The 22,860-nt window shown below is 29.7% G+C and carries 29 protein-coding genes and 1 other annotated feature; of the genes, 7 read left to right on the top strand and 22 right to left on the bottom strand.

Annotated elements, in window-relative coordinates:
- Window positions 1–98 precede the first annotated feature (98 nt).
- The 10 genes from OC535_RS03180 to OC535_RS03135 form a co-directional block, all read right to left on the bottom strand.
- On the bottom strand, window positions 99–596 hold the full coding sequence (locus OC535_RS03180; RefSeq protein ID WP_498823118.1) for a transcription termination/antitermination NusG family protein: 498 nt from the start codon (window positions 594–596) through the stop codon (window positions 99–101).
- On the bottom strand, window positions 593–1,093 hold the full coding sequence (locus OC535_RS03175) for a transcription termination/antitermination NusG family protein (protein ID WP_498823117.1): 501 nt from the start codon (window positions 1,091–1,093) through the stop codon (window positions 593–595). Before OC535_RS03175 ends, OC535_RS03180 begins: the two co-directional genes overlap by 4 nt.
- A 34-nt stretch (window positions 1,094–1,127) precedes the next feature.
- Window positions 1,128–2,075 carry a tyrosine-type recombinase/integrase gene (locus tag OC535_RS03170; RefSeq protein ID WP_498823116.1) on the bottom strand — a complete coding sequence of 316 codons (948 nt, stop codon included), beginning with the start codon at window positions 2,073–2,075 and terminating at the stop codon, window positions 1,128–1,130.
- Between the two features lie 244 nt (window positions 2,076–2,319).
- On the bottom strand, window positions 2,320–2,745 hold the full coding sequence (locus OC535_RS03165; RefSeq protein ID WP_024722398.1) for a VOC family protein: 426 nt from the start codon (window positions 2,743–2,745) through the stop codon (window positions 2,320–2,322).
- Complete coding sequence (locus tag OC535_RS03160; protein ID WP_227052634.1) at window positions 2,746–3,297, bottom strand: DUF3795 domain-containing protein; 552 nt, start codon at window positions 3,295–3,297, stop codon at window positions 2,746–2,748.
- Between the two features lie 187 nt (window positions 3,298–3,484).
- Window positions 3,485–3,832, bottom strand: coding sequence for an iron chaperone (locus OC535_RS03155; RefSeq protein WP_155855640.1), 348 nt, complete (start codon window positions 3,830–3,832; stop codon window positions 3,485–3,487).
- On the bottom strand, window positions 3,825–4,184 hold the full coding sequence (locus OC535_RS03150; RefSeq protein ID WP_024722395.1) for an inorganic diphosphatase: 360 nt from the start codon (window positions 4,182–4,184) through the stop codon (window positions 3,825–3,827). Before OC535_RS03150 ends, OC535_RS03155 begins: the two co-directional genes overlap by 8 nt.
- A 61-nt stretch (window positions 4,185–4,245) precedes the next feature.
- Window positions 4,246–5,067: a MetQ/NlpA family ABC transporter substrate-binding protein gene (locus OC535_RS03145; RefSeq protein WP_024722394.1), complete on the bottom strand. Its 822-nt coding sequence runs from the start codon at window positions 5,065–5,067 to the stop codon at window positions 4,246–4,248.
- 9 nt (window positions 5,068–5,076) lie between these two features.
- Complete coding sequence (locus OC535_RS03140; RefSeq protein WP_024722393.1) at window positions 5,077–5,742, bottom strand: ABC transporter permease subunit; 666 nt, start codon at window positions 5,740–5,742, stop codon at window positions 5,077–5,079.
- Window positions 5,743–6,747 (bottom strand): methionine ABC transporter ATP-binding protein, encoded by a 1,005-nt coding sequence (locus tag OC535_RS03135; RefSeq protein ID WP_227052635.1) that lies wholly within the window; start codon window positions 6,745–6,747, stop codon window positions 5,743–5,745. It abuts the gene before it with no gap.
- Window positions 6,748–6,781: 34 nt separating this feature from the next.
- Window positions 6,782–7,012 (bottom strand) — a binding site (T-box leader).
- A 127-nt stretch (window positions 7,013–7,139) separates the two neighbouring features.
- Between OC535_RS03135 and OC535_RS03130 the strand changes: the two genes are divergently transcribed.
- From OC535_RS03130 to OC535_RS03105, 6 genes are all read left to right on the top strand, one after another.
- Window positions 7,140–8,186, top strand: a complete 1,047-nt coding sequence (locus OC535_RS03130) for a PD-(D/E)XK nuclease family transposase (protein WP_498823115.1) — start codon at window positions 7,140–7,142, stop codon at window positions 8,184–8,186.
- Window positions 8,167–8,448, top strand: coding sequence for a nucleotide pyrophosphohydrolase (locus OC535_RS03125; RefSeq protein WP_024722062.1), 282 nt, complete (start codon window positions 8,167–8,169; stop codon window positions 8,446–8,448). The genes OC535_RS03130 and OC535_RS03125 overlap by 20 nt, the downstream gene beginning before the upstream one ends.
- A gap of 92 nt (window positions 8,449–8,540) precedes the next feature.
- Window positions 8,541–8,750, top strand: coding sequence for a helix-turn-helix transcriptional regulator (locus tag OC535_RS03120; protein ID WP_024722063.1), 210 nt, complete (start codon window positions 8,541–8,543; stop codon window positions 8,748–8,750).
- Window positions 8,743–9,210, top strand: a complete 468-nt coding sequence (locus OC535_RS03115) for a hypothetical protein (RefSeq protein ID WP_227053430.1) — start codon at window positions 8,743–8,745, stop codon at window positions 9,208–9,210. Before OC535_RS03120 ends, OC535_RS03115 begins: the two co-directional genes overlap by 8 nt.
- Window positions 9,211–9,262: 52 nt before the next feature.
- Window positions 9,263–9,994, top strand: a complete 732-nt coding sequence (locus tag OC535_RS03110; RefSeq protein ID WP_227053431.1) for an ABC transporter ATP-binding protein — start codon at window positions 9,263–9,265, stop codon at window positions 9,992–9,994.
- Window positions 9,987–11,159 carry an ABC transporter permease gene (locus tag OC535_RS03105; protein WP_227053432.1) on the top strand — a complete coding sequence of 391 codons (1,173 nt, stop codon included), beginning with the start codon at window positions 9,987–9,989 and terminating at the stop codon, window positions 11,157–11,159. Before OC535_RS03110 ends, OC535_RS03105 begins: the two co-directional genes overlap by 8 nt.
- A 43-nt stretch (window positions 11,160–11,202) precedes the next feature.
- Here OC535_RS03105 and OC535_RS03100 read toward each other — a convergent pair whose 3' ends face one another.
- From OC535_RS03100 to OC535_RS03045, 12 genes are all read right to left on the bottom strand, one after another.
- Complete coding sequence (locus tag OC535_RS03100; RefSeq protein WP_227053433.1) at window positions 11,203–12,369, bottom strand: cation diffusion facilitator family transporter; 1,167 nt, start codon at window positions 12,367–12,369, stop codon at window positions 11,203–11,205.
- 1 nt (window position 12,370) lies between these two features.
- A complete protein-coding gene (locus OC535_RS03095; protein ID WP_024722068.1) occupies window positions 12,371–12,718 on the bottom strand; it encodes a hypothetical protein in 348 nt (115 codons plus the stop codon).
- A 112-nt stretch (window positions 12,719–12,830) separates the two neighbouring features.
- The gene (locus OC535_RS03090; protein WP_498823114.1) at window positions 12,831–13,283 is read right to left on the bottom strand and encodes an HAD domain-containing protein; all 453 of its coding nucleotides are present in this window, start codon (window positions 13,281–13,283) and stop codon (window positions 12,831–12,833) included.
- A 1-nt stretch (window position 13,284) separates the two neighbouring features.
- Complete coding sequence (locus tag OC535_RS03085; protein ID WP_227053436.1) at window positions 13,285–14,070, bottom strand: histidinol-phosphatase HisJ family protein; 786 nt, start codon at window positions 14,068–14,070, stop codon at window positions 13,285–13,287.
- Between the two features lie 41 nt (window positions 14,071–14,111).
- Window positions 14,112–14,750, bottom strand: a complete 639-nt coding sequence (hisIE, locus tag OC535_RS03080; protein ID WP_498823113.1) for a bifunctional phosphoribosyl-AMP cyclohydrolase/phosphoribosyl-ATP diphosphatase HisIE — start codon at window positions 14,748–14,750, stop codon at window positions 14,112–14,114.
- Window positions 14,750–15,514, bottom strand: a complete 765-nt coding sequence (gene hisF / locus OC535_RS03075; protein WP_227053438.1) for an imidazole glycerol phosphate synthase subunit HisF — start codon at window positions 15,512–15,514, stop codon at window positions 14,750–14,752. The genes hisIE and hisF overlap by 1 nt, the downstream gene beginning before the upstream one ends.
- Window positions 15,496–16,221 carry a 1-(5-phosphoribosyl)-5-[(5-phosphoribosylamino)methylideneamino]imidazole-4-carboxamide isomerase gene (gene hisA / locus OC535_RS03070; RefSeq protein WP_024722075.1) on the bottom strand — a complete coding sequence of 242 codons (726 nt, stop codon included), beginning with the start codon at window positions 16,219–16,221 and terminating at the stop codon, window positions 15,496–15,498. Before hisA ends, hisF begins: the two co-directional genes overlap by 19 nt.
- Window positions 16,215–16,823, bottom strand: coding sequence for an imidazole glycerol phosphate synthase subunit HisH (hisH, locus tag OC535_RS03065; protein ID WP_024722076.1), 609 nt, complete (start codon window positions 16,821–16,823; stop codon window positions 16,215–16,217). The genes hisA and hisH overlap by 7 nt, the downstream gene beginning before the upstream one ends.
- Window positions 16,824–16,835: 12 nt before the next feature.
- Window positions 16,836–17,429 carry an imidazoleglycerol-phosphate dehydratase HisB gene (hisB, locus tag OC535_RS03060; protein WP_498823374.1) on the bottom strand — a complete coding sequence of 198 codons (594 nt, stop codon included), beginning with the start codon at window positions 17,427–17,429 and terminating at the stop codon, window positions 16,836–16,838.
- Window positions 17,426–18,724 carry a histidinol dehydrogenase gene (gene hisD / locus OC535_RS03055; protein WP_027089303.1) on the bottom strand — a complete coding sequence of 433 codons (1,299 nt, stop codon included), beginning with the start codon at window positions 18,722–18,724 and terminating at the stop codon, window positions 17,426–17,428. The genes hisB and hisD overlap by 4 nt, the downstream gene beginning before the upstream one ends.
- Entirely contained in the window at window positions 18,718–19,359 is a 642-nt protein-coding gene (gene hisG, locus OC535_RS03050) for an ATP phosphoribosyltransferase (protein ID WP_227053439.1), read from the bottom strand. Before hisG ends, hisD begins: the two co-directional genes overlap by 7 nt.
- On the bottom strand, window positions 19,346–20,326 hold the full coding sequence (locus OC535_RS03045) for an ATP phosphoribosyltransferase regulatory subunit (protein ID WP_498823112.1): 981 nt from the start codon (window positions 20,324–20,326) through the stop codon (window positions 19,346–19,348). Before OC535_RS03045 ends, hisG begins: the two co-directional genes overlap by 14 nt.
- 642 nt (window positions 20,327–20,968) lie before the next feature.
- On the opposite strand from OC535_RS03045, the gene gdhA reads away from it, so the two are divergent.
- Window positions 20,969–22,312, top strand: a complete 1,344-nt coding sequence (gene gdhA, locus OC535_RS03040; RefSeq protein WP_024722078.1) for an NADP-specific glutamate dehydrogenase — start codon at window positions 20,969–20,971, stop codon at window positions 22,310–22,312.
- Window positions 22,313–22,860 lie beyond the last annotated feature (548 nt).

Below are 22,860 nucleotides of genomic sequence, written 5' to 3'. Positions count from 1 at the left end.
CATATTTTAATTTGCAAAAAAGAACATAGTCTCCCCTTACCCCAAGGAAGACGTATGTTCAAAATAATGGCTGGGGGCGGTAAACCATTCTCCCCAGCTTAATTTTTGCTTGTTATTTTTAATCCAGCTTTTATCTTTCTATTCATAAAAGATAAATTTAGGTATGCTACCTGGTTATATTTGTCAACTTTAATAATATTTTCTTCAAAGTATTTTAATGGACCTTGATAGACTTTTGCTTTTCCATCTTGTAAAAATGCTTGGGACATTTTTACAACATAAGACTCATCTAATAAATAATTAAACATTTCAATTTCTTCTTTTTTTAAAGCAGAAGTATCTAAATACACTAATTGTTTAATAAAACCGTCTTTTTCATTATCCAAATTCATTAAAAAAGTATTAAATTCAGTTTGATTCATTAATGTTTTGACAAAAATATAATTAGTAAACATAGGTTTTATATCGTAGTCTTTAGTAATCCTACGATAATATTGATATTGAGGTATAAATGCTTCGATATTATCTTTCTTATTTAAATTCTTAATAAGCTGATTAGCCCGATTTGATAAAACAAATAACACATACCAGTTCATGATTTACTAACAACTTCTAAAGGAACTGTTATTCTGTTGAAAAAATCACTCTTTAAAATTGCTAATCTTTTATGACGATCAATTTTAATAACTTTATTTTCTAAGTTTACTAATGGTCCTTTTTCAACAATAAGTTTAGAATTAACTATGTTTCCTACCGAATGCCTAATTATATTCTTATTATCAAGCAGTCTTTCCATTAAAATCTGTTCTTCTGTTTTTAAAACATAAACATCTTCCAATTCCAACAACCGAGCAAAACCATCAATTGATTTAAAAAATTCTTTAAATCTTTCATTAAATTCAAATTGATTCATTTCACTTTTAATAAAAACATAATCAGGATATAAATCTTTAATAATATAATCCTTCTTTCCTTTGATGTTATACCATCTTTCCATTTTAGGAATGAAAGCTTTTGTATTATTTTGCTGATTAAAAAAGCTAACTAACTTAGAACTTCGTTCAAGTTTTACATGGACTACATACCAGTACATCATTAACCTCATTTCTTTCTATTTCACAGAACTATCAATTCTGCGAAATTGTTGGAGCGGAAATCTTATTGATCTGATTCATTTTAAATTCTAATGACGAATGAACATACAATTGTAATGTAGTAGAAATATTAGAATGTCCCAGCATTTCACTTAATGACTTTAAATCTACTTCCTGCATCACACAGTGGGTTGCATAAGTGTGTCTTAAGGAATGAAAATTGATTTGAAAATCATAATCTTGACATAATCTTTGAAATTGATTTTGAATTGTTCGAGGATCGGGTATTTTTTCACTATTAGTTAGTAAATAATATGATTTATTAGATATTGTTAAATTATTACAATAGTTATAAAGATATTCTTTTAAAAAAGCTGGTATTGGTACAATTCTTTTAGAAGTATGGGTTTTAGGCTCTAAAATCATTAAAACAGTTTTAGATTCCATATTTTCCTTATTTTTAAGTCTTTCAACAGTTTTATTAACTGCGATAATTCCATTATTCAAATCTATATCCTGCCATGTTAAAGCACAGACTTCACCTATTCTAAGTCCCCCATATAAAGCAATTAAAATAGCTATCGATATAGGTTCATAATGAGTAAAGCAATATGTCTCTAATGATACTTTTTGATCTTCACTTAAAACTTTAAGGTTTCCTTTAGTCCGATTTAATTTAATAAAACTAAAATTAATCGTTTGAATACAATATTTCTTTTCTGCATATTCTAAAATAGATTTCATAACATAACGAATTGCATGAAGAGTACTGTTTGAATATTTTTCAATATCAATCAATTTTTTAAAAAAAGATACAATGATTTCATCATTAATTTGTTCTAATGCATAATCATCAAAAAAAGGTACTACATGTTTTAAAATAACTGTTTCATATTTAACATATGATGAATATTTTACGGACATCTTTTTTAATTCAAGCCATTCTCTAGCTACTAAAAGAAATTTTTTGTTTTGCTGCATATTTCATTTCTCCTTTATGAAAATAAATTTTGTTGTAAACTATTCAAAGAATAAAAAAGTCAAGAGTGATAGTTTACTTAATAACGATTTGTCAGATAAACAATTTTTTTGTTGATTTTGTAGGTATTTATGCTATAATAAAGTCGCAGAATTGATAGTTCTGTGAAAAAAGATAAAACTTTGTAAAAAAAAGAGCCGTAAACTCAATAAAATTAATTGAGTTTATGGCTTTTTGATTATCACTTTATTTATATGTTCCCGTTATTTCCAAAACATTACCATCAGGATCTTTAATTGTGAAATACCAATATGGCATATGAACATTTACATAACATATTTTTGAAAGTTCACCTATTTTTAACGTCTTTAATCTTTGATATTCGCTTTTTAAATCATCTACTTCAAAATTAAATACTACAAGATCATTATATCTTCTCTCCTCTTGATCTAAAAGCTCTAAATATGCTTGATTAAATTTATCACTATCTAAATTATTTTTTACAAGATCAATATCATATTGTTTATTGTAAAGCGATAAATAATTACCACAATCAAAAGTAATCCAACGATCATCATTACAATATAAAGGTTCCTGATTCAATAAACTTTTATAAAAGGCCAAAGATTTTTCGATATCCTTAACACATATATAAGTTGTACCTAGACGCATTTACTTTTTCTCCTTTTTCTTTTTATTCAACTTTAAAACAATATTTCTCTGTTTTGCCATTTCATTAAAACAATCAACACATTTAGCTGCTTTTATTTTAAGAGAATCACTCTCTAAAATCACTTCATCGATCTGTTCCATAACTATTTGTAAATCCTTTAAGTCAAGCAAATTCACAGCTAAACAATAAAACGTCTTTTTTCTTCCATCATTATAATTATCTAATAAATACTTTAAAATATTAGCTTTTTGCTTTAACCTTGCAATAAAAACAGTTTCCCCTAGTTCACTTAATTGCTCAAAATCTTTATATCGATTTCTAATTGTAATAAACGAATCATATTCATCTCTACCCTCATATTTATAACATGGAAACTCATGACACTGATTACAAAACTCTAATTTTCCATGATCAATTGCACATCTTTTTAAACGACAACTCTGATTTCCATTCCCACAGCCAGGACAATATTTACCTAGATACATTACACATAAATTACACGCTAAACCACATAAAGAAAATTCATGATTTTTTCTATGATAATCTTTCATTATTATACTCCATCATTAATTCTATCGTTTTAGTATTATCTCTTTATTATAATTTTAAATAAAAATCTATAGCTGGTTGATTTTTGATAAACAGTTAAAATAACTATCAGCATCTCTTTTCTGGTAAATAATCATCTGCTTTTCAATATCTTTAAAACGATAAACTAATCTCATAATATCTAAAATTTTAATCTCTATTATTTTCCTTAACCTTAAATAAAACCATTTCTTTAATCAAATCAACTGGCAATTCTTTATCAATTGGAAATTGAACTGTATTTTTCATATTTGTCTTATAGTCTTTCAACTGCTCTTTAAAATATTCAAGTGTTGTTAAAGAAGTATAAAAACCAATATGTTTTTTACATGCTGCATACTGCACTAAAAAACCATTTAAATTATATGTTGGTACTCCCCATGATATCTTTTCATTAGCATCAGGAGCATTTTGTTTAATGATCATTCTTAAACAATCTAATTTCTTTTTAATATCATTATTAAATTTACTATTATAGTCATCTACTGTTTTAATCAATGTTATTACCTCTTATGATCATTGATGTAAAAAATCTTTCTTGAAACTCTGTTAAAGCTCTAATCTGTTCATCACTATAAGTTGTATCATTAGGCACAACGATCAATTTATCGTCATCATCATTAGTTCGTTTTATTATTGCAATTACTTTACCCCAAAATTTCTCTACTGGTTCAAATACACCTAATAAATATGCATCTAACTCTTCACCATCACCACTAAGTGTATCTGGTATATATCCATAATTAAGTAAGTACATAAATCCATATTTTGGATGTCTTGACCCTAACTTACGATCAATTATTACTTCTACTTCCTTATTTAAATAATCTGCTGATTCAACTCTCGCCATTTTTATCCTCCTTAATCTAATTATACATATAATTCTATTATTAAAAAAGATGCTTTCGCATCTATTTAACAGGAATAACTGATCCATCACTATATGTACTAGTAATATAGTTCTTAATTTTATCAGATTGTAAAACTTCGATCAAAGCTTTGATCTTTTCATCATTTTCATGTCCTTTTTGACAAGCTACAATATTGACATATGGATTATCTTCATCTGCTGATTCTAAAAGCACCGCATCTTTAGTTGGATTTAAACCAGCATCAATAGCATAATTACCATTAATAGCAATTAAAGCACCTTCATTATTTTCATAAGCATTTGTTAAAATTTCTGGTTTAATTTCTTTAAACTCTAAATTTAATGGATTAGATTTAATATCTTCAATTGTAGCATCTTGAACCTTTACATCATCATCTAATTCAATTACACCAGCTTTATCCAAGATTGCAAGAATTCGTCCATGATCTGCAACAGAATTTGAGATAACAATAACATCATTTTCTTTTAATTCACTAATATCCTTGATTTGTTTTGAATAAAAACCAAATGGTTCAATATGAACACCACCAACATTTACCAAATCATAACCATTATCTTTAACATCTTTTTCAAAAAATGGAACATGCTGGAAAAAGTTAGCATCAACATCACCATTATTCAATGAGCGATTAAAAATATAATAATCATCTAAGATCTCGATTTTTAAATCAATATCATATTCATCTTTTAAAATTGATTTAGCTTCTTCTAAGATATCTCCATGTGGTTTTGAAGTTGCTGCCACCGTCAATGTTTTTTCATCACTTTCGCTACTATTACCACATGCTGTTAACCCAACTACTAATAATAAACAAATAATTCCTACAAATAACTTTTTCATCTTTCTTACCTACCTTTTATCTATTTTTCTAACATAGTAATCTCCAATAAACTGGATAATAAACACAATAATTAAAATTAAAATCGTTGCTGTATACATGACATAATTATTACTTCTAACCATCCCATACAAATATGCTAAATTTCCAAGTCCTCCTGCCCCAATAGCACCTGCCATTGCAGTATAACCAACTAATGAAATTCCCATGACTGTAATCGATGAAATCAAAGCTGGTTTTGCTTCAGGAATCAATACTTTAATAATAATTTGCCAATTGCTAGCACCCATGGCTTTACTTGCTTCAATAGTTCCACTATCAACTTCATTCAATGCAATCATTACCATTCTTCCATAAAATGGCGCACTTGATAAAATTAATGATGGTAATGCTGCTTTAGCTCCGATCATCGATCCCACTAATGCTGTTGTTAACGGTATTATTAAAATCAATAAAATAATATATGGTACTGCCCGTAAAACATTAACAATGAAATTTAAGATTTTATTAACGACAAGATTAGGATATAAGCCATCTTCCTGCGTTAAATATATTAAAATTCCTAAAACCATTCCAATAATTACTGCAAATATCAATGAAACAAAGGTCATAAAAAGTGTTTCCTGTAAAGCATTGATCATAACATCAAGATTGATATTTTCTAAAATAGCACTCACCTACATCACCTCCGCTTTAGCTAAATATTTTTCAAATAAGCTGATTACTTCTTGATAATCCCCGATTACTTGTAAAATCATGATTCCAAAAGAACTATCGATCGTATTACTTAAATTTGCTTCAATTACATTAAGATCAGCCTCACACTCTCTAATAACTCTTGTTAAAATTGGTAAACGACTAACATTTTCATCAAAAACAACTTTAATCAATTGCCCTTGTGGATATATCTGTTTCAAAACATTCTCATCAAATTCATTATGACTTTTTACCTCTTGAATAAAACTTTTAGTAACCGCATGTTTAGGAGCAGTAAAAATCTCTTTGACCTTTCCTTTTTCAACAATCTTTCCTTCAGACATTACAGCTACATGATTACAGATTTTTTGAACAACTTCCATTTGATGCGTAATTAAGATAATCGTAATATTTAATTTACGATTTATTTCTAATAACAAATCTAAGATCGACTTTGTAGTATCAGGATCTAAAGCACTAGTTGCCTCATCACATAAAAGTATTTTTGGATCATTAGCCAACGCTCGAGCAATTGCCACTCTTTGCTTTTGGCCACCTGATAACTCACTTGGATAAGCGTTTTCTCTGCCCGTTAATCCCACCAGTTTTACTAATTCCTGAACCTTTTTATGACGTAGCTGCTTATCTTTATTGCCTGCAATTTCTAGAGCCAATTCAATATTCTGACTAACAGTTCTTGACCATAACAAGTTGAAGTGTTGAAATATCATTCCTATTTTAGTTCGTAATTTTCTAAGTTCACTTTGAGATAAACTACCTAAATCTTGATTATCAATAAAAATCTTTCCCTTATCCTGAACTTCTAACTGATTGATCAAGCGCACTAAAGTTGATTTACCTGCACCGCTATAACCAATTATTCCATAAATATCTCCATCATTAATCTTTAATGATACATCATCGACTGCTACTACTTCATGATCTTTTAATCGATATTTCTTACTAACCTGCTTAATTTCAATCATAAAATCCTCCTTTAAAATATAAAAACCCGCCCTTACAAAGGACGAGTTATAACCCGTGTTACCACCTTAATTCATCATTATCTCACGATAATAACCTCTTCAAGTACTATCATACTCTAGTGCTTTAACGGGCACACCCGTCATAGACTAAATATCGCCTATAAGACTCCAAGACCATCTTCATCTACTCTCACCTATCCTTTTCCACCAGCCAAGGACTCTCTATCAAGCTTAAATAAACTACTCTTCTTTTCACTGTCGTTATAATCATATTAACTAACTATGTTTTAAATGTCAAGTCTATTTTTAATATGTTCGTTAATTATAGATTTTTTTAATTTTTTAAAGTAATTCTCCTTTTTAGATTGTAAAAGATAATGAGGAGGAAAAATATGATTCATGAAAAAAATATTATCGATAATAACAATAATGTTCGCTTTAATAATGACCTGTTCTTTAAATACCTGCTTTCCAGAGATACTTTAGAATCTATAAAACTGAGAAAGTTTATCGTTAAATCTGTCACCCATCTTGATTGTCAACAGATGATCGTTAAAAATCCCGAAATCAATCAAAATACGGTCCTCGCTAAAAACATCATCCTCGATATCTGTGCTGTTGATGAAAAGGGTCGAATCATTGATATCGAAATGCAGATGGCCGGCAACAGTAATAGCGAAAGTACCCGCTTTCAGTTCTATGGTGCCAGACTGTTAGTAGAACAGATCGATACCGGTGAAAAATATCATCAGCTAAGACCGGTATATCAAATCATCTTTATCAATGAAGATGATGATCGTTTGATCAAAGATTATGCGTTTCGAGATGATCAGGGAGAGCTGGAAAAAGAAAATCTCAACTACCGCTATTTTATCAAGATGAGACATATCGATAAGATCATCAAGGAAAAAGGAATCGCAGGATTAAATGATCTAGAAAGATTATGTTATTTGTTTATAAAAAATGAATACACTGCTATAATGAAGGAAAGAGAAGAAGATATAGTGGAGATGGTGATAAAGATGTATGACAAGTTTAGAAGTAATGAGCCGATATGGTCATTAGCGAATCAGTTAGCATTAGCGAAGCTTAGAACTGAATCCTTAGAGATGGAGCGTGAAGAAAAGACAGCTAAAAGAATCGAAGAGGGAATCAAACAAGGCATCGAGCAAGGTATTAAAATCGGACGAGAAGAAGGAGTTGAGCAGGGTATTGAGATTGGACGAGAAAAAGGAGTCGAAATAGGAAAAAAAGAAGCTCTTAAACAAACATGTATTAAAATGATCAAAAAGCAATATCATCAAGACTGCCAGGAATGGGTAGAAAGCTTAAGTGAAAAGCAAATAGAAGAAATAATTGAATTGATTTTTGAAGAAGATGATTTTGCAGTGTTTAAACAAAAAGTAGATGGAGAATATAATGAAAGAATTAGAAAATAAAATTATTGAATTTGTACAAAAGAGAAATTGGGATCAATTAAATTATCCTGATAGCTTAATCAAAAGTATCGTTATTGAAGCTAGTGAATTACTTGAATGTATTCAATGGGATAATAATTATGATATAAATCAAGTCAGTGAGGAACTTGCTGATGTGATGATTTATTGCTTTCAGTTAGCGCATTCATTAAATCTTGATATTGAAGAAATAATTGAACAAAAGTTAATTAAAAATTGTCAAAAATATCCAATTAAAGATTGAGATATTTTACTTTTGCAAAGTATCCTTGACAAATATTGCAAAGCTTACTATACTATAATTGTAAAGTGAACTTTGCAAAATGGAGTGATATAATGAAAACTAGAATTCCTGAACTTAGAAAAGCACGTAAAATATCCCAGGAGGAACTAGCAAGGTCTGTCGGGGTAACCCGACAGACAATTACCTCAATTGAGGTAGGCAAATATACTGCTTCTTTACTATTAGCATATAAAATTGCCAAATATTTTGATTTGACAATTGAAGATGTATTTTGTTTTGAGGAGGAACTTAAAAATGAATAATCAAATTGTCTTAGCCCGTAAAGATTTAAGGAAAAATAATTATTGGATGATTGCTCTAATAATTACATCCTTGATATTAACCGGATTATCTTTTACAGGTATCTTAACGATAAATTTAGTGAATGAACCACATATTGATTATGTGCGTGGCTATCAAACTGGTCTATCTTTTACTTTGCTTGTTTTACCATGCATCAATTTGATTTCTAATCATTTTATTGCCAAAAATGAAACAAGATTAATTAATAAATATATTAATGATCATGATGAACGAAAATTATTTATTGCTGATAAAATTGGTAGTAATTTTAGTTTTACGATTGAAATAATTATACTAGCATTACTTTCAATAGTTGCTCCTCTTTACAGTTTTGATTTATTAATTGGGATTACATTATGTATTTTTGTAATAGCAATGATACGTATGGGATTATATATCTATTACAATAAAAGATATTAAGCTTTTCTTTAATTTAAATCATTGTATTGCTTATTAAAAGGGAGGAAATAGAATGTTAAAAGTTGAGAATTTAACTAAAACATTTAAAAAAATTAACGCTGTTGAAAATGTTTCTTTTGAAGTTGATCAAGGAGAAATTATTGGTCTGCTTGGGGAAAATGGCGCTGGGAAAACAACAACTTTACGGATGATTGCTACGATGCTTAAACCTACTAGCGGAAATGCGTTTATTGATGAAGACAACATAATTGACAATCCAAATAAAATCAGAGAAAAAATTGGGATTCTATTTGGTGGTGACGTAGCTCTATATGATCGTTTAACCGGAAGAGAAAACATGACCTATTTTGCTAAATTAAATGGAATGAGTGATGAAGAAGCTGCAAATGCCGTTGATCAGATATCCCGCGATTTAGAAATGGTTGATTATATAGATCGCCCTGTTGGTAAATACAGTCGCGGCATGAAACAAAAAGTTTCATTAGCACGCAGCATTATTCATCATCCCGATGTCATGTTGTTTGATGAACCAACTACAGGACTTGATGTTATGTCTAGTAAACTTATTCATGATTTTATTTTAAAATGTAAAAAGGAAAATAAAGCTATCGTTTTTTCTAGTCATAATATGTATGAAACAGAGAAACTTTGTGATCGTATTATTATTATCCATAAAGGTAAGATCGTTGCTAGTGGTACAATCGATCAATTAAAAAAAGATTATCAAAAAGATAATCTTGAAGAACTATTTATCGAATGTATTGGAGGTGAAAGCAATGAATAATATCATGACGATCGTAAAAAAAGAGTTTAAAGATATTTTAAGGGATCGTAAAACATTATTAATGACATTTGTTATTCCTATTATTATTATGCCATTACTATTTACTTTTATCTTTTCATCAGTCAGCGACATGGCAACTCCTAGTGAAGATAATAAATATAAAATTGTTTTAGATACAAATGATCCTGAAATTACAGCAATTTTCAAAGAAGCCGGTATTTATGAATTATTAGATAGTAATGATCCTATTAATGATGCTTATGATGGTAAAATTACTGCTTATATCATAGCTAAAAATATTAATAAATCGCTAATTGAAGGTACGACTCCTGAAGTTGATCTGTATTACGATACTACTTCACAACGTGCTTTAACTGCTATTAGTACCGTTCAAAATATCTTTAGCAGTTATCAAAACAGTTATTTAGCTTCATATTTAGAAGCCAACAATCTCTCTAGTAATATTCTTCAACCCTTTACTTACAATGAACATGCTAAAGATGATGATGTTGACAGCCTATCATTAATGATGTTAGGAATGTTGATTCCCATGATGATCATCGGCTATTCTGGTTCTGGGATCGTTCCGATTGCTACAGACTTAGGTGCCGGTGAAAAGGAACGTGGTACTTTAGAACCATTACTTTCAACTAGCATCTCAAGAAGTTCTATTTTGATTGGTAAACTGCTCGTTACCGCAACATTTGGAACTATTACATCTATTTTATCTGCTGTTGGTTTACTCCTTGCATTTAAATTTGGAATGAGTGATACTATGGCTATTACGATCGATTTATCAATTCAAAGCATGCTGTTGATTATTTTATTGGCTGTTTTATACGTAGTTTTTATTTCCGCAGTAATGCTTTTAGTATCAACTTATGCTCGTTCATTAAAAGAAGCAAACACTTATTTGACTCCAGTAACTTTGATTCCCGTGCTTCTTTCAGTAGTTACAATGTACATGGAACCAAGTTCTGTTTCTACTGCGATGATGAATATTCCAATTTTAAATGTAGTTATTGTTATTAAAGAAATTATCTTTAATCAATTAAATTATACTCATCTATATATGACGATTGGCTGGTCTGTTGTTTATGTAATAGTTTCAATGATCGGTGCTAAGATGATGTATGAAAAAGAAGAAGTAATATTTAGAGCATAATTAATAAAGACTTAAAATTATTTTTATAATTTTAAGTCTTTTCTTATACATAACTATGTTCGATCTGAATTATTGTATAGTAGCTTGAATCAATAGCTTTAATTTTTCTATTTATCTGTTCTTTTAAAATCTTATGCTCTATTTGATCATTTGAAGGGATCAAGACATCAAAAATCAAATTAGTATGCGTTGTTCCTGAAACAATTCGAAAGTCATGAATACTATATTCATTATTAATTTCTTTAACTATTTTTATAACCTTTTTTCTTAATTCATTAGTTAAAGTATCATTGAAATCAACAGGATCCATATGAATCGTCGTTAGAATATGATATTTATCCAAAACTGCTCTTTCAATAATATCGATAGCATCGTGAGCTGCCATAATATCATCATTACGATCAACTTCAACATGTAATGATAAAAATCTTCTACCTGGACCATAATCATGCATCATCAAATCGTGAATTCCTAAAGCTTCAGGAAATGATAAAATATACTGTTCAATATCTTTGATCAGTTCCTTATCTGGTGCCATGCCTAATAACGGATTTACAGTATCTTTAAATATTTCAATTCCTGCTTTTAACACAATAATAGAAACAATCGTTCCCATTATTCCATCAACAGGTAAATCTGTATATAAAGATAAAATCAAGGAACATAAAGTTGCCGTAGTTGCTAATACATCATTTAAACTATCCTGACTAGCTGCTAATAATGTTGCTGAATTTATCTTTTTTGAAGCATAACGATTAAATGATGCCATCCAAAGTTTAATTAAAATCGAAACAACCAAAATAATTACTGCAACTACTGTAAAAGTTACTTTTTGAGGGGCAATTATTTTTAAAATTGAATCTTTTAAAGCCTGAAAACCAACTAATAAAATTAAAAAAGCAATAATTAAACCAGCAACATATTCCATTCGTCCATGACCATAAGGATGTTCCGAATCAGGATGCTTATTAGCTAATTTAAAGCCAAATAATGAAGCTAAATTACTACCAACATCAGATAAATTGTTCAATCCATCTGCCTGGATCGCAATACTATTTGTAATAACTCCCATTGTAAGTTTAAAGATAACTAAAACAATATTGCATCCAATCGAAATAATCGAACAAAGCGTTCCATATTGCTCTCTTACTTTGGAACTTTTATAATCTGTATAGTTCTTAATGAACTTTTTTGCTAAAATTTTAAACATTTTAATCTAAATGATATATATAAATATCTTGTTTATTAATTTCAATTAAATTAGCTTCACTTAATTCATTTAAATACTTATTAACCTTTTCCTGATCAACTTCTTTATTAGCCAAAATAGCTAATGTCTTCCCTATTACAGGATTATCAGCTTTCAATAAAGCCAAATTACTTTGATTAAAAACAGGTTTTTTTAATAAAGTATCCAACAAAGCTACATAAGCAAGCTTTGTTTCTAAACGAATATTTACATATTTATTACTATTAAATAATATTTTTGGCATATAATAACCATCATCACTAATTGTATCTTTTAACTTTTTTAATAATTCTTTACTATATAATTCCATATCTATACCTCCAAATGTATACTACCCATTATATCATAAACAACCAGATAATTATTAATTATTTAAAATATTTCTAAACAAAAAATATTATGCAAATCGACAATCAAAACCATTATTTAGAAGATAAAAGCATTAAAGCTTTTTTTACTTCATTATTTGTTAAACCGCAGTTATAATCACACTTAATTAACCGCTCTGGTAGTTCAACAATATCACTATCATCAATAATTATAATATCATCATATAAAATATTTCTTTGTTGACAATATTCCATAATTATTTTTCCTCGCGTTTTAGATTGTGCAATATCTAAACAATTAGATAATTTTAAATTATACTTATTAAATGCTTTTTTTAAGATATTTATACTATCAATAGAATAACGCCAGGTAGAAGTTAACACAATTAAATACTTATCTTCAATTTTATTTATCAGCTCAACAAATTGTAACAAGTTATCATCACAAATTATTCTCATCTCACGACCCCGATATTTCTTTCGAGCTTGATGATTATTTAAAACACCATCAACATCCAAAAAAATATAAATAGTTCTTTCCAACATTTTAATCACATTTTCTATTAGTAAAAGTAGTTACATCTTTAAACCCAATTTTTTCTAAATTTATTTTAACATCTTCAACATGTTCACCAACGCGATCACTTGTATGACTATCAGTTCCGATCGTAATAATTCGTCCACCTAAATCATAATAACGCTTAACTTGTTCAAAATTAGGAAATCCACACGTTTTTAATAAAGCATAACCTGATGTATTTACCTCGATTCCTTTATTTTTTGCTATTAACGTTTTAAATATCTCATCAATAAGATCTTGATATTTATCATGATCGATCATTTTATTTCCATAGGGACCATAACGCATAATATAATCTAAATGTCCTAAAACGTTAAAACAATCAAAATTCTTAACACACCTCAACGTTTCTTCAAAAAAATAACGATGCGCCTGTTCTTTTGATAATCCATTAAAAAAATCACCGTAATAAAATTCAGTATGATCAATAACATGAATTGAACCGATCACGAAATCAAAAGGATAACGATTGATCAACTCGTTGATCTCTTTTTGATAATTCATATCTAAACCAATTTCAATACCCCATTTTATTTTAATTTCATCTTTAAACTCTTCTTTTAAAGCCATGATCGTTTGATAATATTTTTCAACATCTAAATCAAAAGAATCAATAGGATAATCAAAATCTCGATGATCAGTAAAACAAATTTCATCTAACCCCATTAAAATAGCCTGTTTTACATGCTCTCTAGGATCTGCTTCACTATCCCCAGAAAAGCAGGTATGCATATGATAATCAATTGCTCTCATAAAATTCTCCTTTATTTTTAAATATTATAGAAAAAGAGGGATCAATAATCACCTCTAGTATGAAAATCCTTTTTGTTTCCCGTAATTTTATGACGTGCTTTTAACTTGTTTTCAATATCATCAAGACTAACACCCTGATTGTTCATTAATACAAAAACATGATAAAACAAATCACTAATTTCTCCTACTAATTCATCTTTATTTGTATTTTTGGCAGCAATGATCGTTTCACTAGCTTCCTCACCAACTTTTTTACAAATCTTATCAACACCTTGATCTAATAAATAATTAGTATAAGATTTTTCAACCGGATTTAATTTACGGTCTTCTATCAAGGTTTCTAAGCTTCTAAAAATATTAGTATTATCATACGGCATTATTTCGTTAAAAAAGCAAGAATATGCCCCAGTATGACAAGCAGCTCCAATCTGTTCAACATAGATCAATAATGTATCAAGATCACAATCTAAATACATTCCTTTAATATTTTGAAAATGTCCTGAAGTCTCCCCTTTATGCCATAACTCATTACGACTACGAGAATAGAAACAAGTCTGCTTCGTTTCCAGCATCCTTTGATATGCCTCTTCATTAACATAAGCTAACATCAATACTTCATTCGTTTTATAATCCTGAACAATCGCAGGAATTAACGCCATCTTTTTAAAATCTGGTTTCATTACATTGCTCTCCTTACGTTTATACCATGTTTTCTTAATTCAACGCGAACATCTTCGACTGTAGCTTCACCAAAATGGAACAGTGAAGCCACTAATGCTGCATCACAGTTAGTCTTTTTAAAAACATCAACAATATCTTGAATACTACCGCAACCGCCACTAGCAATAACAGGAATATCGACAGCATCACATACAGCATTGATCATATCAATATCATAACCAGCTTTAGTTCCATCAGCGTCCATTGAAGTTAAAAGAATTTCTCCAGCTCCTAACTTTTCACATTTAGTTACCCATTCAATTAAATCAATTCCCGTATTTTCACGGCCCCCTTTGACATAGACATCATAACCGCCATTATCTCGTTTTTTAGCATCAATAGCCACGACCACGCACTGAACCCCAAATTCATCAGCAGCCTCTTTAATTAAATTAGGATCAGCGATAGCCGCTGAATTAACTGATACTTTATCAGCACCACAAGCTAAAATCGTTCTAAAATCTTCAAGACTCCTGATTCCGCCACCAACTGCTAAAGGAATTGATAACTCACTTGCGCCACGTTCAATCAAGTCTTTGATAATATCGCGCTGTTCATAACTTGCTGTAATATCCAAAAACACGACTTCATCAGCACACTGTTCATCATAACGTTTAGCTAATTCGATGGGATCGCCAACATCTTTTAATCCCACAAAATTGATTCCTTTTACTACCTTACCATTTTTAATATCTAAACAAGGAATTATTCGTTTTGTAAGCATGAAATAACCTCCTTTAAATCAACTTTACCTTCGTAATAAGCTTTACCAACAATGCAGGCATAATAATTTTTACTAGCTGCATCTTTAATATTTTGAACATCTTTGATTCCGCCTGAAACAACAAAATTAATCGTTGAAGTTTTCGCAATCATTTCATACATTTCAAAATTCGGTCCTTGTAAAGTTCCATCTTTACTAATATCAGTTGCAACGATATATTTAACACCTAATTTTTCTAATTCTTTAATAAAATCTAAATATGGCACATTGCTCGTTTCTAACCAGCCTGAAGTTGAAACATAACCGCTTTTAACATCAACTCCAACAACAATTTTATCTGGTCCATATACAGCCAATGCTCTTTTAAGAAAATCAGGATCATTGATAGCTGCTGTTCCTAAAATTACGCGATCGATCCCTACCTCATCTAAATATAAAGCAACTGTTTCCATATTTCTGATTCCCCCGCCAAGTTCTACTTGCATTGAGGTATTTTGTTTTATTTTTCTAATTGTTTCAAGATTAACACATTTACCATCTTTAGCCCCATCTAGATCAACAACATGAAGCAATTTTGCACCCATCTTTTCAAATGCTTTAGCTAAATCTTCAGGTTTATTGCTGTAAACTGTTTTTTGTTGATAATCCCCTTTAAACAGTCTTACTGCTTGGCCATCTTTTAAATCTATTGCTGGAATAATTAACATTCGATCATCTCCTTAAACGCTAATAATATTTGTTTCCCTACAGTACCGCTTTTTTCCGGATGAAACTGGCAGCCAATAACATTATCTTTAGCCACCAGAGCCGTTACTTTTGTATCACCATAATCACTATATGCGATCAACTGTTCATCGGGACATTTTGCCATATATGAATGAACAAAATAAACATCATCATTTTCATGAATATTCTTTAAGATCAGGTGTTCTTGATTAAAATGTAATTGATTCCAGCCCATGTGAGGAACTTTTTCATCAATATCCATAAATTCTACTTCACCATTTAAAAAACCTAATCCTTTAGTTTCCTCTACTTCATAACCTTTTTCGAACAATATCTGCATTCCTAAACAAATTCCTAATATTGGTGTTCCTTTATCCTTACATTCATTTAACACATCAATCAAATCATATTTCTTTAAATTATTCATGGCTACAGGAAAAGTACCAACCCCAGGTAAAACGATTGCTTTTGCTTCTTTAATGATCTCTTTATCACGCGAAACGATTGCTTCAACACCAATTCTTTTTAAAGCTGAGGTAACACTGCTTAAATTACCAATATTATAATCAATGATAACTACCATTAATATTCCTCCTTACAGTACTCCTTTTGATGAGACTACTTTATTTTTATTATTTTCATCAATACTAACAGCTTGTTTTAAAGCGCGACCTAGGCTTTTAAATACAGCTTCAATAATATGATGATTATTGATACCATAATGTTCATTAATATGTAAAGTAATCAATGAATTAAAAGCAAAAGCTCTAAAAAACTCTTCTGCCATCTCTGTTTCAAAAGTACCAACTCTTTCACAAGTTAGATTTACATTAAAAACGAGAAATGGTCGACCACTAATATCCAGATTAGTTGTCACAAGTGTTTCATCCATAGGAATCGTAAAAGCCCCATAACGAGTAATTCCTAATTTATCACCTAACGCTTCTTTTAAACAGGTTCCTAAAGCAATTCCTAGATCTTCAATTGTATGATGGGTATCTACCTCAAGATCACCATCACATTTCACGATCAAGTCAAAGTTACCATGAAAAGCTAATAATGTTAACATATGATCAAAAAAGCCAATTCCGGTATTTATTTCACTTTTACCTTCACCATCTAAATCTAACTGAACTAAAATTTTTGTTTCCTTTGTTTCTCGCTCTATTTTACCAATTCGCACAACTATTCCTCCTCAAATCTTACTGCAATTGAATTAGCATGTCCGTCTAATCCCTCGCTTTTAGCAAATTCAATAACATCATCTTTAAAATCACCTAAAACATTTTTAGGATAATAGCTATAAGATGAATATTTAACAAAATCATATACCCCAAGAGCCGAATAGAATTTAGCGGTTCCTCCCGTTGGTAAAACGTGATTAGTTCCACTCATATAGTCCCCTAACGGTTCTGGTGAATATTCACCTAAAAAGATCGAACCAGCATTTTTTATCTTTGGTAGTGTATTAATCGGATCAGCAACTAAGACTTCTAAATGCTCTGGTGCTAAATAATTAGAAACTGTAAAGGCCTCATCTAGGTTATTAACGATAATAGCACCACCATAATTAGTCAATGATTCTTCAATGATCTCTTTTCTTGATAAATATGTAATTTGTCGTTTTAATTCATCATTTACCTTAGCTACTAACTCTCTGCTTGTGGTAACAAGCAAGGCACTAGCTAATTTATCATGTTCTGCCTGACTCATTAAATCGGCAGCAATATATTTAGGATTAGCGTTTTCATCAGCAATAACTAAAACTTCACTAGGTCCCGCTACCATATCAATATCAACTAAACCATAACTTAACTTCTTAGCAGTTGCGACAAAAATATTTCCTGGACCAACGATCTTATCAACTTTTTTTATTGTCTGCGTTCCATGAGCAATCGCTACGACCCCCTGAGCTCCGCCAAATTTGTAAATCGTATCAACACCACTGACTTTAGCTGCTGCAACAATTATTGGATTTACTTTGCCATCTTCTTTAACCGGTGTAATAATTACTAGATCTTTAACCCCGGCTAGTTTAGCTGGTAAGGCATTCATTAATACAGTTGAAGGATAGCTGGCTGTTCCCCCTGGCACATATAAAGCTACTCTTTCAATTGGACGAACCATCTGTCCCATAATTACTCCATTATCTTTATATAAAGACCATGATTTATCAATTTGATTTTTATGAAATTCAATGATTTGATTTTTCGTTCGCTCTAAGATCCGCATATAATTAGCGTCTATTTGTTTTAAAGCTTCTTCTTTTTCAGCCTCACTTACGATTAAATCATTTTCATCTGTAATTTTATAACCATCAAATTTTAAACAATATTCATATAATGCTTCATCACCACGCATATTAATATCTTCGATAATTTTTAATACGATATCATTTACTTCTTTATTAACACTTTCTTTACGGCTATCTAACTTAGCGGCTACTGCTTCTAAATTACCTTTATAATCAATTATCTTTAACATTTTTTATCCTCCGTAACTGTTTCTAATTTAGTAACTAAATTCATAATTTCATCCTTTTTAAATTTAAAACTTACTTTATTAACAATCAATCTCGTTGAAATATCACTGATTTTTTCAATCACTTCCAAACCGTTAGCTTTCAAAGTTGAACCCGTTTCTACAATATCAACGATCGCATCACTAATTCCCGTCACTGGTCCTAATTCAACAGAACCTTCTAATTTAATAATTTCCACATCTTCCTGCTTTTTTGCAAAGTAGCTTTTAGCAACTTTCGTATATTTACTGGCAATCTTCTTTCTACGTACAAACTTCTTATTACGATATTCAGGATATGCTGCTACGGCAAAATAACACTTACCAATATTTAGATCTAATAATTCGTAATAATCTTCAAAATCAACATCATCAAGCGTATCTTTACCAACAAAACCTACATCAACAATTCCATGTTCTAAAAAAGTAACTACATCATTAGCTTTACCAAAAATCATCTCAATACCGTCTTTAGTTGCAATCAGCAGCTCACGATCTTTATTAAAAATTGGTTCCATATCAAAGCCCGCTTTTTCCAATAATTTACAAACTTGTTTTTCAATTCTCCCTTTAGTAATCGCTATTTTAATCATTATCATCTTCCCCCTGTTTATCAAGTGCTTTTAAAATATGATTCATATGATAACAAAAACCAATCGCTCCAACATCTTTATTAAATCTTGGCAATAAATCATCATATCTTCCCCCTGAAATAATTGGCTGAGCGCTTTTATCGCTATATCCTTTTATCATTAAACCTGTATAATATTTCATCGTTGGAACCATCCCTAAATCAAAAATAATACTTTCTTGATTATCTAATGAATTATATAGCTCTTTTAACTGTTCTAATGCCTTCAACATTACTTGATCATTAATGCTTTCAATTGCTGTATCTAATAATTTAATATCCCCAAACGCTGTTGGAAGTTTTAATAATAAAGCATTTAAGTCTTGATCAAAATCATTATCAGCAACAAATCTTTTCATTCTACTAATATCTCTAAATTTTAATATTTCTGTTAATTCTGCTGCTCTATTGCCAACAAGCGTACATAAACGATTGAAAAACTGAGCCGAACCGATTTCTACTAAAATATTTTTTAATCCTAAATGTGGTAAAGATTCCTGAATCATACTTAAACATTCCTTATCTCCAGCAAGCCCCGGTTTATTGATCAATTCAACTCCACCTTGAAAAAACTCACTAGAACGTCCTTTATGCATCGTTTCTTTACGATAAACTTTTCCAAAATAACAATAACGTGCTTCTTTTTCATCATAATTATTCGTTGAATAAAAACGTGCTAGTGGAATCGTAAAATCACAGCGCATGGCCACATTTTTACCTTCATGATTAATATATTGGAACATCTTTTCTTGTTCAAAACCACAATCTAATTGAGTATATAGATCTACATATTCAAAAGATGGCATCAATACTTCGCTATAATGATTTTTAGCAAAGATATTTCGCAAACTATTTTCGATTTTTCTTAATTCCGATACATTAGTAATAATTGCATCAATACTTTCTTCTGGTATTAAATACTTAAATTCTTCCATTTTATTTCCCCCTTTAGTTATAAAAAAACGAGTCATTTACTAATGACTCGCTAAAGTAATATTGTCATTAGATACACCCAATTAATATTTAACACAAAATGGGTTGTATCATTAGTCGATAAAACCCTAGGCAATCCAATGATGGTGATGTAATTGTAAGTTTGCTTTTATATTCATATTAAACACCTCTCATTGTATACAATATACCATATCTTTTAACAAATGAAAAGATAAAATTATCACTTTTAGATATTCTTTTTACTATTGTTTAAATTTCATGTAATCCATTTTCCAAAAAAACAATTACTAATTTAAAAATACTTTGATTATAGTTCGATTCTTCTAAAATGATTGACTATTTTGTTTCTTCTATATAAAATGTTTGATGAATTTGTTGTTTTCTTCAACAAATCTTAAACTACATGGATAAAATGTTGCATTTTTGATTGAGATAATATCTTTTTTTATGCTTTCTATAAATCATTTTAATATTAATTCTTTACATAGAATTCTAATATATAAATATGGTATTTTTTAAATAAAAATAACAAATATTTTTATTTATAATATATTTTTCTTAAAAAATTTATTTATTATTAGATTAATAGTATTATATTATTTGTAACAAGGAGGAATATACAAATGGATTACATTACTAAAGTATTAAATCAAGTAAAAGAAAAAAATGCTGATCAACCTGAGTTTATTCAAGCAGTTGAAGAAGTATTAGAGAGCTTAAAACCAGTTATCGAAGCTCATCCAGAATACGAAAAACAAGCAATCTTAGAAAGATTAGTTGAACCAGAACGAACTTTAATGTTTAAAGTACCATGGATGGATGATAATGGTCAAGTACAAGTTAACCGTGGATACAGAGTTCAATTTTCAAGTGCAATCGGACCATACAAAGGTGGTTTAAGATTACACCCAAGCGTTAACTTAGGAATTATTAAATTTTTAGGATTTGAACAAATCTTTAAAAATTCATTAACTACTTTACCTATCGGTGGTGGTAAAGGAGGATCTGATTTTGATCCACAAGGGAAATCTGATAACGAAATTATGCGTTTCTGCCAAAGTTTCATGACTGAACTATATCGTCATATTGGACCTGATGTTGATGTACCTGCAGGGGATATTGGTACTGGTGCTCGTGAAATTGGTTATTTATATGGTCAATACAAACGTATTAGAGGTGCTTATGAAAATGGTGTTTTAACTGGTAAACCATTACCTTATGGGGGAAGTTTGATTAGACCAGAAGCAACTGGATTTGGAGCTGTATACTATGGTAAAGAAGTTTTAGCTCATTTTAATGACAGCTATGAAGGTAAGACTATTGCATGTTCAGGATACGGAAATGTAGCTTGGGGAGTTTGTTTAAAAGCTAGAGAATATGGAGCTAAAGTAGTATCTATTTCTGGACGTGATGGATATGTATATGATCCTGAAGGAATTACAACAGATGAAAAAATTGATTTCTTATGTAAGATTCGTGAATCTAATGATGTCAAATTAAAAGATTATGCCGAAAAATTTGGTTGTGAATTCCATCCAGGTGAAAAACCATGGGGATTAAAAGTAGATATGGCTTTCCCTTGTGCTACTCAAAATGAAATTGGTGAAGAAGAAGCTAAACAATTAATCGCTAATGGAGTTAAATATATTATTGAAGGAGCTAATATGCCAACTACTCCTGAAGGTGTTCATTATTTCTTAGCTAATGGTGGAACTTTAGGACCTGCTAAAGCTGCTAATGCTGGTGGGGTTGCCGTTTCTGCATTAGAAATGTCTCAAAACTCTATGCGTTATAACTGGACAGCTAAAGAAGTTGATGAAAAACTTCATAATATTATGATTGATATTCATAATTCTTCTGTAGCTGCAGCTGAAAAATATGGTTTAGGTTATGATTTAATTAAAGGAGCAAATATTGCAGGATTTGAAAAAGTCGTAGCAGCAATGATTTCTCAAGGAATCTATTAATCAATAAAAGCGTTGATCTTATGATTAACGCTTTTATAATTTTATATAATTGATGAAATTATAAAATGGAATATTAGCATAGGTGAAAGTGCTATAAAAGGAGAAACAAACTAAAAGAAATTTTTGAAGAATTAGATGCTTAGATTCATTTTTCTCTAATTTTCTTCAGGTTTTTGATGATATTTATTTAATTACTAAAGATATTGATTTACGTCAATTAGAACTACAAAAAAGAAATCCAAATAGTAAAATGGGCTTCTCAAAACAAAATTATTGAAATAATCAAAAATGAAGCATTTATTCCTTATTTTCTTAATCTAATAAAAACTTTTTTTGATATGCAAAATAACATATGGTTATCATAATAAACAAATATAATTTATCAAATAAACTGTTGATTTAGAATTGACAGTTTTTTTAATAAACCTAAGCTATTTAATCTTAACTCAATTAATTTATCATCATCTCTTACTCAATCATAGATAATTTAAAATTTACATTTTTATAACCCAGCTTTTATATTTATCATAAAACGAGAAAATTTTTTC

Origin of the sequence: Clostridium sp. Marseille-Q5894 (genome assembly GCF_946902305.1) — a bacterium.
Classification (GTDB): Bacteria; Bacillota_I; Bacilli_A; order Erysipelotrichales; family Coprobacillaceae; genus Thomasclavelia.
Note: the sequence above shows the minus strand (reverse complement) of the source record. Positions and strands in the feature narration are given on the sequence as shown.